The following is a 13,688-nucleotide window of genomic DNA, read 5'->3' as shown; positions in this document are numbered from 1 at the left end:
CACCCTTCCAGCGGATCCCTACCGGCAGTTGTCAGACAGGTGAAGATCCGGTGAACAGGCGGCGTGGACGCGGCGGAGGCGGTCCAGCCACCAGTCCCGGCGGTCGGGGGCAGCCGCGTAGCGCTCCAGCAGCCCGGCGTCGGCGGCGACGTCGCGGAGGCGGATAGCGCCGTCGTCGGCCACCAGCGGATCCAGCGTGATGTCCTGCTCAAAGAGGGAGACCGTTCCCAGCCCGCACGCATAGGGCAGTTCGGGGAGCGCCGCCGCCAGGGCCAGCCCGGCCCGGATCCCCACAGACGTGTCCAGGGCGGAACTGACGACGGCGGGCAGCCCCGCTTGGGCGACGATGTCCAGGGCGCGCCGCACTCCCCCGAGCGGCGCCACCTTCACCACGATGAGGTCGGCCGCGCCCGCCCGCGCCACACGGAGGGGGTCGGATTCCTTGCGGACGCTTTCGTCGGCGGCGATCAGCACGGGGATGCCGGCAGCCCGCAGCCGGCGGCGCACTTCGGCCAGCCCTTCGATGTCCGGCACCGGCTGCTCGGCGTATTCAAGCCCGACGGCGGACAACCGGGTCAGTGCCTCCACAGCCCCGGGCACATCCCAGCCGCCGTTCGCGTCCACCCGGATGGCTGCGTCCGGGAGGGCGCTACGGACGGCGGCAACCCGGGCGGCGTCGTCGTCGAGCGTTTGCCCGCGTTCGGCAACCTTGATCTTGACGGCGTCCACCCGGCCGAAACGGGCCAGGACGTCCGGAACGCGGTCCGCGGCAACAGCGGGAACCGTGGCGTTGACGGGGATCACCGAACGGACCGGCGGCGGAAATCCCTGCCAGCCGGCTTCGATGGCGGAGGCGAGCCAGCGGGAGGCTTCGGCGTCGTCGTATTCGGGGAAGGGGCAGAATTCCCCCCAGCCGAGCGGGCCGTCCAGCAGCAGTGCCTCGCGCCGGGTGATGCCCCGGAACTTCACGCGCATGGGCAGGCTCACCACATGGGCGGACGCCGCAAGCTGCTCCAGCGAAGGCAAAGCCGGGAACGAGTCAGGGTGCTGGCGTACTGCGTCGGCGGGCATGATTTCACTCTACCGGCCGCGTCTGACGGTCACGGCTGAGGTTTACGGCTGAGGTCACGGGCCCGCTCTTTCAGCATCTGGGCCGGCAAATCCTGGGCTGGCAAATCCAAGGCCAGCAAATCCTTGGTAGGGCCGGCGGCGACTGGGGGCGAGCTTCACGTTTTATGAGACTCGTCGCCGCCGGCCCAGCTCAAGGAGCCCCGGGCACGCATTCCCTGCGGTTAACCGCCTGGTCTGTTGCGGGGCGGCCGGTGTAAAACCCGGCCGGTAATAAAATCCTAGGGATTGGACTCCGGGCCCGCATGAGTGGGTGCTACTCGTTTTTACCGCCGGAAGGTACTCAAGGAAACGGCCATCACGCGCCGCCAACAGCGCATGATGGCCGCCTCCGGTAAGCGGGCATTCAGTGGGCGTTTGACCCGGGGCTACCGGTGCCCGTGGTCGTCATCCTTGGCGCGGTCCAGGAGCTTGCAGATGTCCTTGGCGTTACGGATGCTGTTGTGCGTAATCTCGCCGGAAACTACTTCCTTCTGGTCGGTCGATGAGTAGACAACCTTGCCGGACAGCCGCCCTTCCTTGAAGTAGAACGCCTTGGGCAGTCCCTCATCCTCAAAGGCCTTCTCCTCGGCCGGACTCATGGCATACACGAGGCCGGGACCGCGGCCGGAAAGGTAGGCGCTCAGGCCATCCGCAGCCAGCTTCATGGTGAAGGGCCCGGAGATGTCCAGCTCGTCGATGGTGGCCTTGTCCGAGTCGCGGGTCAGGTCCACGGTGATGTCGCCCCGATATTTGATCACCAGGGTTCCGTCGTCCTTCTTCTCGCCCTTGTACTTCAGCTCGCGCTCGTCCCCGTATGACACCTTGATGGTGGTGTCGCAGGCCTCGAACTCGTAGTCCGCGTAGTACGCATCGGGAACGGAGACGTACTTCCCGTCGGTGTCCTGCGGGGGCCACGGACCCGCGGCACCTCCTCCGCCGTCGGATCCGGCAAACGCGGGGGCCGAAACCCCCGATAGCAGCGCCAGCGACAGGGTGGCGGGCAGGCACAAAATCCTCATTGTTCGGTTCATGGCAGCACTCCTGAAATGTGGCAGGAGGGGATGCCCAGTAGCCTGTCCTGCCGATGTATCAACATCAAATGCCATCAAGGCGGCGAGACCAGTTGTGATGCGGTGATCTTGCGGCCGCTGTGTTCAGGCCTGCAATACGTTCAAGCTAGCGCCGCCGTCTCCGGGGTGTCAACGGGCATGGTTTTGCGGACGCCAATGCCCGGCGTGTCACCGTCCCGGGTCATTGGCATCCGCTACGGCCGCCGGCTTAGTGCTGATCGGCTGACGCCCGCTACGTCCCAGCGTAGGAAAAACTGCCACCGCCCGGCACGAGTATTTGCTACCTGTTTTGGCGCAGGATTGTTGCCAGTGTCGGCGGCGGATACGGTGCTCCCCTCCCCCGATCCAGCACCGGCCTCCGGCCTGTTCCCAGCTTTCTGTGGGACGCTGATGGTGATGAGCTCCCACCTTAGAGATTCCCGACGACGGCGGCCCGCCGGGCAGGTGCGCGGCGACGCGGCGCTGGGTGTGCTGTGCATCCTCGCGACGCTGGCCTGTGCGGCCGGCCTGATCGCGACATACTATTTCTTCGTCCGGACCACCACGGGCCAGTACATTGACGAATCCGCACTGGTGGAGGCCGTGGCCATCCACGGGCCGGCCGGGAAGGCCGCCACCCGGTTCCTGGACTGGCTGCCCACGGTGTCACTCGTGGTGGGCGCCGTCGTCGTCCTCTTCGTCACGGTGATCCGGAAGCGCTGGCGTGCCGCCGGCATTGCCGTTGGCGCGTGCGTCGGCGCGAACATCGCCACGCAGGTCCTGAAGGCCCTGTTGCCGGACCGGCCGTTTCGCGGCGTGGAAACCCTGGAGCTGAACTCGCTGCCGTCCGGCCACACCACGCTCGCTGCCTCCGCCGCGGCCGCGGTCTTCCTGATGGCGTCACCACGGTGGCGGCCGTTCGCAGGTTTTGCGGGTGGCAGCTTCGCGATCATTTCAGGGGTGTCCACCGTGGTGAACCAGTGGCACCGCCCGGCCGACGTGATTGCGGCCTTCCTGCTGGTGGGTGCTTTCGTCATCCCGGCCGGCTGGCTCATCATCCGCACCGGGAATGCCTGGAACGTGTGGGACGGCTTCGGCGGGCACTGGGCGTCGTCGCGCTGGTGGCTGCGGCTGCCGGGCCTGATCTGCCTGGTATTTGCCGCGGCCGCTGCGTTCCTGCTCACCCGCTACGTGCCCGGCGAGGGCGGCAGCGGCACGAGCTACTTCTGGGGCGGCATCTCGCTGATCGTGGTGGCCGGATACCTCGCCGCGGTGGCAACTACCGCCCTGTTCGCGTTTGCCGCACGACGGCGGGCGGCTGACAGGCCGGCTATTTCAGGAACGAGGCGTTGAAGGAGTTCAGGTCCACCGGTACGCCGTTGAGGCTGTGCTCGAACTTCTGCTGAATGCCGATCCGCATGGTGCTGGCGGTGTTCCAGCCGCCGTACTGCACGGGGGCGGGCGCGAGGTAGTCGGCCGTCCAGGTGGAGTAGTTGAGGTTGGTGGCGGTGTTGGTGTCCCAGAGCGGCACATCGGCGAAGGCCGTGCTGTTGCCCATGAGGTCCGGCCACATGCCGCTGCCGCTGTAGATGACCGGCCGCACGCCCATGCTGCGGACGCCGTCCACCATCTCGCGGGTCACCGGAGGGCTGCCCGGCTCAACGTCCAGGGCGAAGAACTGAAGCTGGGCCGCATACGGTCCCGCGGCGCTGATGCCGCCCCGCCAGCAGGTGGCGTCCCGCGTGTAGACGGCGATCTTCAGGCCTGCGTCCAGCGCCATCTTCAGCTGGGCCTGGGTCCGGTACCACGGGTCGCAAGTACCCCAGGCGGTGGAGTGCATCACGTAAAGCCGGATACCGGCGTCGTAGGCTTTTTTGAACCAGGCGGGATCAGAGATCGCGGCCGTGGTGTCCACTACCTTGACCGACGTGGCGGTGGCGGGCGGACGGACCTTGGCGGGCTGCATCTTTGCCTCCTGGACTGAGTCAGTACGCGCTGCGCCTTGACGCGCTGACGCCGGCTGCAGCGCTGCCGCCTGGACGTCCGACTGGACGCCCGCCGTCGGCGCGGTCGCGGCGGGCGCCGAAACCGGTGCCGCGGCGGGGGCCGTGCCGAGGCCCAGCAGGAGGGGCAGTGCCGCGAAGGCGGCAACAAGGTTGATCTGAAGCAAAACGATACTCCTGGGTCTGGCCGGCCCGGTTGGATCGGGGGCAGGCATGGCGCAGCGAAGGCCGCATTCGGGTGGGATGCGCAGTTGATCGAGCCCAGCTCCCGGTCAACTTTTGGGACCGCGCACAAGGAGCGCCGAGGTCCGCCCCCTACTTTACGGAAGTTGAGGCAGGTAGCGAAAAGCGGAAAAACGAGTGTTGACCTGCCGGGTGCCTGATTGGTATGGCGCGGCGGAGTTCTGTCCCATTTACATTGCCGCCGGCGGGGGCCAGAATAAATCGCACAACAGCCTCCACTGGCTCAGCAGCGAGCTGCCTTCCGTACTGCTTATCCAGGGGGTTGCTTTCATGGCCGGCATCTACGATTCCAAGCTCTCCACCCGTGTGGATTTCCCGGCCCGGGCCAGGGCGGTTGCGTCGATTCCGTCACTGTTGAGGGTGCAGGGATTCCTTCGTACGCATGCCGGCCGCCAGCACAACCCCGGAATCTGCGACTTCACTTTGGGCAATCCGCACCAAATGCCGCAGGAGGCGTATGTCTCGGCACTGCGGGACCAGCTCGAACCCCGCAACGAAGGCTGGTTTGCGTACAAGACGAACGCCACCGAAGCCCAGGTTGCCGCGGCCCTGTCGCTGCAGCGCCTGCTCGAACTGCCCTTTGAGCCGGAGGACATCATGCTCACCACGGGCGGTTTCACGGCCATCGCCATGGCAATGAAGGCCGTGGCGGATCCTGGCGACGAGGTGCTTTACAGCCTGCCGCCATGGTTCCTGTACGAACCGATCATTGTTGAGGCCGGGCTGGTGCCGGTCAAAGTGCACATCAACCCCGAGACGTTCGACCTGGACCTGATGGCCATTGCCTCCGCCATTACGCCGCGGACCAGGGTGGTGATCGTCAATACGCCCAACAACCCCACGGGCCGGATCTACCCGGAGACACTGCTGGTGAAGCTGGCCGCGATGCTGGAACTCGCCTCGGAGAGGAACGGGCGTCGGATCTACCTGCTGTCCGATGAGGCCTATAACCGGATTGTGTATGACGGCGCCCGCTTCCACAGCCCTAGCGAGTTTTATCCGTACACGCTGTTGGCCTACTCCTACGGCAAGACGCACCTGGCTCCCGGCGAGCGCGTGGGGTACCTGGCGCTGCCACCCACCATGCCGGACCGGGACGGCCTGCGCGAAATCCTGAGCGCCCTGCAGGTTGCCATGGGCTGGATCTACCCCAACGCCCTGCTCCAGTACGCGCTGCCTGCGCTGGAGACGTTCACCATCGACGTCGGGCAGCTGCAGCGGAAGCGGGACCGCCTCTACGAGGAGCTGACCGGGATGGGCTACCAGCTGCACCGGCCGGAAGGCTCGTTCTACCTCTTTGTGCACTCGCCCGTGCCCGACGACGAAGCCTTCACCGAAACCCTGGCCACCCGGAACGTCTATGTGCTGCCGGGCGTCCTGTTTGAAACACCGGGGTTCTTCAGGATCTCGCTGACCGCCAACGAGGACATGGTGGAACGCAGCCTGCCCGTGTTCGCAGAGGCAATCCGGTTGGCTGAGGTTGGGTAGGGGCGGGGCGGGGCGGGCGATCTGCGCCGGCGATAAACAGGAGCCCTAACTGTTGCCCTGCCCGAGCCTGGCCACAATGGACGGGTGCACCAGCATGTTGCCTGTTTTCGCATGACGGAGGGTTTCCAGCACCAGCGCCAGGTGGCCGTCCTTCGGAAGGAAGGCGCACACTCCCAAGGCCGCGGCTTCACACAAAGCCGCTGGCGTGCATTCGGTGGTCAGCATTACGATCCTCGTCTCCGGCAGGGCCTGCAGGATCTGCCCGGCGGCGTCCAGCCCGGTACCGTCAGGCAGCCGATAGGCCATGATCACGGCATCGGGCTTCAGGGAACGCGCCATGGCCACTCCGGACTCAATGGACGTAGCGGCTCCCGCGCCGTGCAGGCCGGGTTCGCGCTCCAGGGCATCGCTGAGCTGTTCGACGAAAAGTGCGGAGTGCCCAATAGTCAGGACCGTCCGTTCGGACTCCCCTGGTTCCGGCCGCCCGGGTTCGGGACGCGCGTGTCCGGCGCCTCCAGCGACTGGGGTGCCCGCGATCTCGAAGGCGGATTCCGGTTCGTCCGTGGCGGCTGTGCCTTGCAGGAGGCGGGCGTGCGCCGCCTGCAGGATCGGCCCCGGCGCACACCCCATTTCCTCGTCCATCACGTGGCGGCACCGGTCGAATGCCCGCAGCGCTGCGGTCAGCTGCCCGGACCGTTCCAGGCCCAGGACCAGCACAGTCCAGGCGCGTTCGGCCAGGGTGTCGTCCTCCAGCGCAGCGGTTGCCCACAGGATGGCCGTTTCTGACTCTCCCAGCGCGCACGCCGCCTGGGCCGCCTGGACTTTGGCTTCCACCACCCGCGCCGCGTGCAGGGTTCTTTCTTCCTCCGCCCAGGCTGGCAGGAGTTCCCCGCCGAGCAATGGCGCTGAGGCCAGGGCGAGTGCCTCTGTCAGGAAGCTGAGTGCCCGCCGCGGTTCAGCCTGCGCGGCCAGGCGGAACAGGACATCGAACCGGTCCAGGTCAAGGTCCACCAACGCCCGGTCCATCAGGTAGCCGCCGGTCACTGTCTTCAGCGGTCCTGCCCTGCCGGATCCGGGCTGCAGGTGGCGGCGCAGGACGCTGACGTGGCTTTCCAGCGTCGGGTGCGCCAGGACGGGGGCGTGCCCCTCCCACAGCAGGTCGATCAGGCGGCCTTTGGACACCGGGGCACCCAAGTGGAGCAGCAGGATTTCCAGGATCTGGCGCGGCTTGGGTCCGCCCAGATCATGCGCGCCCAGCGTCAAAGTCCCCCGCCGGATGGTCAGCGGACCCAGGATATTGACGTCCAGCTTGGCGGACGGAACTCTGGCTTCCGAAGCCGACACCGCTGTGTGCGGTCCTGAATCCACATCCACTTCCAGCATGCGGGCAACCCCCAAATTCACACCGACGGCAATTAGGGACCATCCTTACTCAGCAAGCTGATCACTTACCTGAGTACCCGCTACTTGTTAATCGGCCCCGGCTCCCCCACAAACCGCCGTCGGCTACCCAGAGTGCCCGCCGTTCGGTCGAACACGCCGGGCCGCGTGTTGACTCGCAGCTGGTCGCGGAGGAATATCGCAGGTGTCCGCACCGGCGCTGTCAGGGCTCCCGCCGCCGTGCAGCGCGGGTGGCCCCAGCCGGAAGAAGGATCGCCCATGTCCATATTCGCCACCACTCCCGAAAGCCAGGCGTTCGGCCAAAAGGCGAAGATTTACGACGACGAGCTCCGGTCCCGCGGTTACGTCGCCAAGCACGCCAAGGATCTGGCGGTGAACCCGGAAGCGTATCTGGCGTTCGAGGCGCTCATCAGCGCCATCACCCAGAACATGGATCTGCGGCGCTACGAGCTGGTCACGCTTGCCGCCGCCCAGGCGCTCGGATCCGCCCACTGCCGGCTAGCCCACGGGCTGAAGGCACTGCGTGCCATTGACGAGGAAGAGCTGATTCAGATCGCCCGGGACTACCACAACGCGGGGCTGTCACCGGCGGAGGTGGCCATGATGGAGTACGCCGAACGGATCAGCACCGACGCCGTGAACATGACGGACTCGGACACGCTGGAGCTCAGGGACCACGGCTTCACCGACCGGGAAATCCTGGACATCACCCTCGCGGCCGGCGCCCGCAATTACCTGAGCCGCGTGCTGCAGGCCATCGCGGCCGAGGTGGACGTTCCCACCAAGCTCTCCCCGCAGCTCCGCAGCGCCCTGCTGGCGCCGCTGGCAAAGTACGGAGCCGCCGCGAAGCCCCGCCACCGGGACGACTGAACCGGCCGCCGTCGCCCGTTCCGTAGGGCACCGTCGCCCGTCCCTTATGCCACAGGGGCCTACGCCAAAGCAGCTGCGAGCGCCCTGAGGATCCACTCCCGGTATGCCTCCGGCGTCCAGCCGGCATCGTTCACCAGCGTGCGGTAGGCCTGCGGGTGCCCCAGCGACCAGATGGCGGCGGCAGCGTCCTCGTCTGACATGCCCGAGGTCAGGCCGCCCAGCTCCCGGACAGCTGCGGCAGCCTCGTGATACCGGGTCAGCCGTTGCAGCGCCCGCGCCTTTTCCAGCTTCTCCACGTCCGTATCCACTGCTGCCGCCTGGGCAATGACACCCAGCACCGCCCCGGTCCGCTGATGGACTTCCACGAACCAGTCCGCCAGCACGGCCAGCATCGCGTCAAGATCCGGAGCCTGTCGGGTCCGTTCCCGCATGAACTCCAGCACCTGGGCCGGCGCGTTGGGGCCCGATGCTGCGGCATCCAGCACTGCGGAGAGGAGCGCCGCCTTGTTCCCCACGGAGTTGTAGACCGTCTGCACCGCCACCCCGCTCTCCACAGCGATGCCTTCGATGGTGGTGCGCACGTAGCCGTTCGCCAGGAACAGCTGGCGGGCGGTGGCCACAATGTGCAGCCGGGTGTCGGCCGCCTGGGCCGTCCTGCGGGTGGCCCGCGGCGCTGAAGAGGTGGTCTTTTCTGGCATGAACTTAGACTATCCCTCCACTCACTGGAATGGTATTCTAACGACATCGGAACACACGGATTGTTCGGTCGAGGGAGCCAGTCATGGACCAGGACGTGCAGCAGTTTGATGTAGTGGTGCTCGGCGCCGGGCAGGCTGGTCTTGCCGCGGGTTATCACCTGTCCAGAGCGGGGCTGCGGTTCGTCATTCTGGAGCAGGCGCCCCGGATCGGGGATGGCTGGCGGGCCAGGTGGGACACCCTGCGGCTCTTCACTCCGGCCCAGCACGACGGCCTTCCCGGCCTTGCCTTCCCGGCGGCCCGCAACACGTACCCTTCCAAGAACGAGTTCGCCGACTACCTTGAGGCCTACGCCCGGGAGTTCAGCCTGCCGGTCCGGACCGGGGTGCACGTGGCGGGTGTCCGCGCAACGGGCACCGGCTTTGCCGTCACCACAAGCGACGGCGTGCTTCAGGCGCACAACGTCATTGCCGCCGTCGGCGCCAACGCGCTCCCCCGCATCCCGGCGGCGGCCGCGGGGCTGGATGCCGGGATCCTGCAACTCCACAGCTCGCAATACCGGCGCCCGTCGGACATTCCGGACGGCGACGTCCTGGTGGTCGGCGCCGGGACCTCCGGTGCTGAGATCGCCCTGGAGCTCGCCGCCACCCGCCGGACCTTCATCGCCGGCCGCCCCACGCCGCAGATTCCCGACCCCGTGCTGCGCTGGGCCGGGCCCCTTTACTGGCGCTTCATCCATCGTGTCCTGACGACGGACAACCCGCTGGGCCGGAAAGTGCGCGCCAACTTCCACCGGCACGGGGCCCCGCTGATCCGGATCTCGGTCCAGGACCTGGACAGGGCCGGTATGGTCCGGCTGCCGCGGTTCAGCGCCGGTGCCGGCGGTCAGCCAGCATTCGACGACGGCACGTCCCGCAGCGTACGGACCGTCATCTGGGCGACGGGCTACAAGCCGTCGCTCGACTGGATCGAAGGCCTGAGCCTGACGGACTGGGGCTGGCCGGAAACCCGCCGTGGCGCCGTGCCGGAACTGCCCGGACTGTATTTCGTCGGCATGCCGTTCCAGTACTCGCTCACGTCGGGCCTGATCGGCGGAGCGGGCCGGGACGCGGGCTACGTTGTGGACGGCATCCAGGCGCGAACCAGGGAAGGCGTCCCCGCCCCGGTTAAGTAGCCAGGTCCCCAACTAGGTAGCAGTAGATGTCGTTATGAGGGCTCAAAACGACATCTGCTGCGACCTAGTTTGGGCCGCGGGGTGAGTTCCAAGATCCCGCAGCCTAAGCCGCCGGTCACGACGGCGTGCCCGGGAGTGCGTGGTGCGCGGCGGGGTCGAACGTGTCGAATGACGCGGTGCCCATCATGAAGATCCCGCGTTGGGGAATCCAGAAGTCGCCCAGCCGGGTCTGCACCGGGAGGGGCTTCAGGCTGCCCAGGTCCTCGCCCCGGAGTGTGGCGGTGCTGCCGGAGATGAACCACACCCGCATGGGGCTGGCCCGGAAGCCCTGCCCGTTGGGGACCCGGCCGAGCAGTCCCATCTTTCCGGCCTGCAGCACCGGCCCGGCCACGGCTCCCATCACCCGCAGGAACGCCGTGTTCCGCCACAGTCCCGCCGGCAGCGCGGAGGCGACCGAGGACATCGCCCGGGTGATCGGGGTGGCGGCGAGGCTGACCTCCCAGTGGAGGCCGACGTCGTCCGCTATATCCACCGTGAAGCGGTGGTCATCAAGCCACGCGACGTCGATCTGGTGGACCGAGGTGGACTCCAGGGCGCTGCCGAAGTAGCGCGGGCAGGACACAGCGGCGGGCACACTCGTGTACATGGTCCAGGACCCGGAGGGTCGGCGCACCCACACCGAGGTGTAGCCCGGCCCCACGGAAGTGACAGGAAACCTGCGCATGGCCAGCAGGTAGCCCGAGCTGAAGGCCTGGCCCATGAGGCCGTAACCGGAAAACCGCTCGTCTTCCCCGTCGGGCAGCCGGGATTCGTGTTCGGCGGAGGCGACGAGTGCCCTGATGGACTCCATGGCGCGCCCCTAACCCTGCCGGCGGTACGTGGCTTCGACCACCTGGTACGGGTCGTATCCCGGAACCAGGTTGTGCATGGTGATGCGTCCGCCGTTGCCGCTGCCGGGTTCGACGTGGATCTGCCAGCCCCAGTCGGGACCTTCCGGGGCGGGATACGTGCAGGCCAGCCGGACCACGCCGTCGTCGTCGATGGTCCCGGACAGGGTGAGCCACTGCGGCGCCGCATGGAAGGAGTCCACCCACACCGCCGTCGCGCCCGTTCCGGAAGCGTCGGAGTCCGACGGCGGCGCCTCGCCTGCCGCCGTCGCCTCGCCCGCCGCGTTGGCGTCACCCGCCGGGCCCGAGTCCGCCGGGCCCGAGTCCGCCGGGCCTGAGCCCAGGAGCAGCAGGCCGTTCTGCGGCTGGCCCTCGTGCGACCACGTGTACTCGATGGTCACGTAGTCCTTGGCAGTCACGGCGACCGTCGCGGCGGACACTGATTCCTGGTAGTCATCCGTGGGCATGAACCGGAAAAGGTTGTGGCCCTGCCAGCTTCCGGTGAAGGGCGCCAAAACTTCGACAATTTTCATACGGGCAGTCTGTCCCGGATCCGCCCGGACCGCTAGTGGCGCCGCGCCAGCGCGGCGCCCGCACCGCACGCCAAGGAACCCCAAAGCGACCGCCGAGGAACCGCCAACGAACCCCCTACCCCTCCGGCTCGACCTCAGACATATCGCCGACGCCGGGCGTGCCCTCGGCGAGCGCGTAGCGCTGCAGCACCGCGCCCTTCGGCGAGACGACCACCGGCTCGATGATGGTGAGGTTGGTCGGAACCACCCCGTCGGCGAAGACCTTCTTTCCCTTGCCGAGCAGGATCGGATACACCCAGAGCGTGAGCCGGTCGAAGAGCCGCTCGGCGAACAGGGTCTGCACGAAGTTGAGGCTGCCGATCACGTGGATGTTCTGGTGCCGGTCGCGCAGTTCGCTCACGCCCGCCGCCACATCCGGGCCGAGCAGTGTGGAGTCCGCCCACTCGAGGACCGGCGCCTGGCGCGAGGCAACGTACTTCGGGATGCTGTTGAACAGCCGCGCGATCTCACCGTTCTGGTGCGGCCAGTACGCGGCGAAAATATCGTAGGTCCGGCGCCCCAGCAGCAGCGCGTCCATCCCCGCCATCCCTGACTGGACCTGCCCGCCCACCACCTCGTCGATGAGGGGTGCCTGCCAGCCGCCAAATTCGAAGCCGCCTGCCGCGTCCTCCTCGGGGCCGCCGGGCGCCTGCGCCACGCCGTCGAGCGTCGTGAACAAGTCAATATGGATCAGTCCCATGCCGTGTTCCTCCTCTGCCGCCCGTCGTCGCCCCGGCGACGGGATCACTTCGAGGCTGGCACACGGGGCCCTGTGAGGCAACAGGTAAATGGACGCCCGCCGTCAGTAGTTCCGGCGGTGCTTGAGCCGTGGAATCGTGATGGCAAATACGACGGCGGCGGCGAACCCCAGGACGCCGGTGGCCCACACGCCGGCCCCCAGTGAGACGGCGGCGGTGACGCCGGAGAGGAGCACCGGACCGCCGGTGGCGCCGGCGTCGGCAATGAAGCGCCAGAGCCCCAGGAACTGGCCGCGGCCGCGGTCCGGGGAGAAGTCGGCGCCGAGGGTCATGATCAGGCCGGAGCTGATGCCGTTGCCGAACCCGATCAGCAGCGCCGCCAGGAGCAGGCCCACAAAGCTGCCCGTCAGCGGGATGAGCATCAGCGCGGTGCCCATGATCACCGTGGACGGGATGGCCACCCACTGCCTGCCTTTGCGGTCCATGAGCTTGCCGGCCGGGTAGAACACCAGCATGTCGATCGCCCCGGAGAGTCCGTAGATCAGCGAGGCGTGCGTGGCGTCCATGCCCAGGTTGTCGGCCCACAGCGGGATGACCACCTGCCGTGAGGCGCGCAGGGCGCTGAGCAGCAGGATGCCGGCGCCCACGGTGAGGAACACGCCCGCGTGGGACCTGGCGATGCCGCGCATGGTGGGCTCCGGGCCGCGGTGCGCGTCGCCCGAACCGCCCACAGCCGGCAGGTCCGGGATGGTGACGGACAGGACGGCGGCGGCTGCCATGGCCGCCACCCCCACCCAGTACGCGCCGCTGATGCCCGCAAACTGCATCACGCCGGCGCCCACGAACGGCCCGATGAAGATGCCGATCCTGCTCACGCCGCCCAGGGTGGACAGGGCGCGGGCGCGGAAGGCCACCGGCACCGCTTCGGTCAGGTATTTCTGCCTGGCCAGGCTGAAGACGCTAGCGGACATTCCGACGACGATCATCGCCACCGCGAGCAGCCACAGTCCGTGGGGAATCACCGAGGACAGCCCCGCCGCCGTCAGTGCCAGGGCACCCGCCGCGGCGGCGCCGACGATGGACCAGCGTTCGCCGAATTTGAGCGTGATCAGGGAGGCCGGCAGGTTGAAGAACCACGACCCCAGGCCGATCAGCGTGACAATCAGCGCGGCCACCGCCACGGACGCGCCAAGGTCGCGCGCGGAAAGCGCCACCACCGGCAGCACGGCTCCCTCACCGATGCAGAAGAGCAGCGCGGGTCCGAACGCGGGGACGGCAATGCTGCGGAGGCTGAAGGGTTTGGTGGCTTGTGCGGAGGTCATCCCTTTCATCCTATGCAGGCCCGGCCCGGACGGCCGCCGGCGTTGCCGTTCCAGCCTTTTTACAAGTTGCGACGGGCATCATCTGATCAGGATTGAGCAAGCCATGACCTGACGCTGAAAGGGAGGAAGGCTGACAGGCCTCAGGACAGCTTGATCTCCGGCATTGGGTGCCCAT

Annotated in this window: 13 protein-coding genes; 4 read left to right on the top strand and 9 right to left on the bottom strand. The window is 67.6% G+C overall.

What is annotated here, in order from left to right; genetic code table 11:
- Positions 1-18: 18 nt before the first annotated feature.
- Together AC6JAC_RS05990 and AC6JAC_RS05985 are read right to left on the bottom strand one after the other, a co-directional pair.
- Entirely contained in the window at positions 19-1,071 is a 1,053-nt protein-coding gene (locus AC6JAC_RS05990) for an o-succinylbenzoate synthase (RefSeq protein ID WP_497963908.1), read from the bottom strand.
- Between the two features lie 425 nt (positions 1,072-1,496).
- Entirely contained in the window at positions 1,497-2,141 is a 645-nt protein-coding gene (locus AC6JAC_RS05985; protein ID WP_156037140.1) for a hypothetical protein, read from the bottom strand.
- Between the two features lie 429 nt (positions 2,142-2,570).
- On the opposite strand from AC6JAC_RS05985, the gene AC6JAC_RS05980 reads away from it, so the two are divergent.
- The gene (locus AC6JAC_RS05980; protein WP_497963906.1) at positions 2,571-3,512 is read left to right on the top strand and encodes a phosphatase PAP2 family protein; all 942 of its coding nucleotides are present in this window, start codon (positions 2,571-2,573) and stop codon (positions 3,510-3,512) included.
- On the opposite strand, the gene AC6JAC_RS05975 is transcribed toward AC6JAC_RS05980, so the two are convergent.
- Positions 3,490-4,329 (bottom strand): glycoside hydrolase family 25 domain-containing protein, encoded by an 840-nt coding sequence (locus AC6JAC_RS05975; protein WP_497963904.1) that lies wholly within the window; start codon positions 4,327-4,329, stop codon positions 3,490-3,492. The two genes, AC6JAC_RS05980 and AC6JAC_RS05975, sit on opposite strands and share 23 nt — an antisense overlap.
- Positions 4,330-4,675: 346 nt before the next feature.
- On the opposite strand from AC6JAC_RS05975, the gene AC6JAC_RS05970 reads away from it, so the two are divergent.
- Entirely contained in the window at positions 4,676-5,893 is a 1,218-nt protein-coding gene (locus tag AC6JAC_RS05970) for an aminotransferase class I/II-fold pyridoxal phosphate-dependent enzyme (RefSeq protein WP_497963902.1), read from the top strand.
- Between the two features lie 45 nt (positions 5,894-5,938).
- Here the strand turns inward: AC6JAC_RS05970 and AC6JAC_RS05965 are convergent, their stop codons facing one another.
- The gene (locus tag AC6JAC_RS05965; RefSeq protein ID WP_497963900.1) at positions 5,939-7,276 is read right to left on the bottom strand and encodes a BTAD domain-containing putative transcriptional regulator; all 1,338 of its coding nucleotides are present in this window, start codon (positions 7,274-7,276) and stop codon (positions 5,939-5,941) included.
- A gap of 276 nt (positions 7,277-7,552) precedes the next feature.
- Here AC6JAC_RS05965 and AC6JAC_RS05960 point away from each other — a divergent pair, with 276 nt between their 5' ends.
- Positions 7,553-8,164 carry a carboxymuconolactone decarboxylase family protein gene (locus tag AC6JAC_RS05960; RefSeq protein WP_028271557.1) on the top strand — a complete coding sequence of 204 codons (612 nt, stop codon included), beginning with the start codon at positions 7,553-7,555 and terminating at the stop codon, positions 8,162-8,164.
- Positions 8,165-8,223: 59 nt separating this feature from the next.
- On the opposite strand, the gene AC6JAC_RS05955 is transcribed toward AC6JAC_RS05960, so the two are convergent.
- On the bottom strand, positions 8,224-8,862 hold the full coding sequence (locus AC6JAC_RS05955) for a TetR/AcrR family transcriptional regulator (protein WP_497963898.1): 639 nt from the start codon (positions 8,860-8,862) through the stop codon (positions 8,224-8,226).
- An 83-nt stretch (positions 8,863-8,945) separates the two neighbouring features.
- On the opposite strand from AC6JAC_RS05955, the gene AC6JAC_RS05950 reads away from it, so the two are divergent.
- Entirely contained in the window at positions 8,946-10,034 is a 1,089-nt protein-coding gene (locus tag AC6JAC_RS05950; protein WP_497963896.1) for a flavin-containing monooxygenase, read from the top strand.
- Between the two features lie 115 nt (positions 10,035-10,149).
- Here AC6JAC_RS05950 and AC6JAC_RS05945 read toward each other — a convergent pair whose 3' ends face one another.
- The 4 genes from AC6JAC_RS05945 to AC6JAC_RS05930 form a co-directional block, all read right to left on the bottom strand.
- A complete protein-coding gene (locus tag AC6JAC_RS05945; protein WP_497963894.1) occupies positions 10,150-10,884 on the bottom strand; it encodes a hypothetical protein in 735 nt (244 codons plus the stop codon).
- Between the two features lie 9 nt (positions 10,885-10,893).
- The gene (locus AC6JAC_RS05940; RefSeq protein WP_497963892.1) at positions 10,894-11,454 is read right to left on the bottom strand and encodes a DUF1579 family protein; all 561 of its coding nucleotides are present in this window, start codon (positions 11,452-11,454) and stop codon (positions 10,894-10,896) included.
- Between the two features lie 115 nt (positions 11,455-11,569).
- A complete protein-coding gene (locus AC6JAC_RS05935; RefSeq protein WP_497963890.1) occupies positions 11,570-12,193 on the bottom strand; it encodes a dihydrofolate reductase family protein in 624 nt (207 codons plus the stop codon).
- Positions 12,194-12,295: 102 nt separating this feature from the next.
- Positions 12,296-13,513: an MFS transporter gene (locus AC6JAC_RS05930; RefSeq protein ID WP_028271551.1), complete on the bottom strand. Its 1,218-nt coding sequence runs from the start codon at positions 13,511-13,513 to the stop codon at positions 12,296-12,298.
- Positions 13,514-13,688 lie beyond the last annotated feature (175 nt).

The organism is Arthrobacter sp. KUASC02, from assembly GCF_059739395.1.
The sequence above is the reverse complement of the archived record's forward strand: the minus strand, read 5'-3'. Positions and strand labels throughout refer to the sequence as shown.

What these genes read in the sequence shown, in the direction of transcription:
- AC6JAC_RS05940 (WP_497963892.1), bottom strand. Translation starts at nt 11,454, where the DNA reads ATGAAAATTGTCGAAGTTTTGGCGCCCTTCACCGGAAGCTGGCAGGGC.
- AC6JAC_RS05955 (WP_497963898.1), bottom strand. Translation starts at nt 8,862, where the DNA reads ATGCCAGAAAAGACCACCTCTTCAGCGCCGCGGGCCACCCGCAGGACG.
- AC6JAC_RS05970 (WP_497963902.1), top strand. Translation starts at nt 4,676, where the DNA reads ATGGCCGGCATCTACGATTCCAAGCTCTCCACCCGTGTGGATTTCCCG.
- AC6JAC_RS05930 (WP_028271551.1), bottom strand. Translation starts at nt 13,513, where the DNA reads ATGACCTCCGCACAAGCCACCAAACCCTTCAGCCTCCGCAGCATTGCC.
- AC6JAC_RS05985 (WP_156037140.1), bottom strand. Translation starts at nt 2,141, where the DNA reads ATGAACCGAACAATGAGGATTTTGTGCCTGCCCGCCACCCTGTCGCTG.
- AC6JAC_RS05945 (WP_497963894.1), bottom strand. Translation starts at nt 10,884, where the DNA reads ATGGAGTCCATCAGGGCACTCGTCGCCTCCGCCGAACACGAATCCCGG.
- AC6JAC_RS05960 (WP_028271557.1), top strand. Translation starts at nt 7,553, where the DNA reads ATGTCCATATTCGCCACCACTCCCGAAAGCCAGGCGTTCGGCCAAAAG.
- AC6JAC_RS05965 (WP_497963900.1), bottom strand. Translation starts at nt 7,276, where the DNA reads ATGCTGGAAGTGGATGTGGATTCAGGACCGCACACAGCGGTGTCGGCT.
- AC6JAC_RS05980 (WP_497963906.1), top strand. Translation starts at nt 2,571, where the DNA reads ATGGTGATGAGCTCCCACCTTAGAGATTCCCGACGACGGCGGCCCGCC.
- AC6JAC_RS05990 (WP_497963908.1), bottom strand. Translation starts at nt 1,071, where the DNA reads ATGCCCGCCGACGCAGTACGCCAGCACCCTGACTCGTTCCCGGCTTTG.
- AC6JAC_RS05935 (WP_497963890.1), bottom strand. Translation starts at nt 12,193, where the DNA reads ATGGGACTGATCCATATTGACTTGTTCACGACGCTCGACGGCGTGGCG.
- AC6JAC_RS05950 (WP_497963896.1), top strand. Translation starts at nt 8,946, where the DNA reads ATGGACCAGGACGTGCAGCAGTTTGATGTAGTGGTGCTCGGCGCCGGG.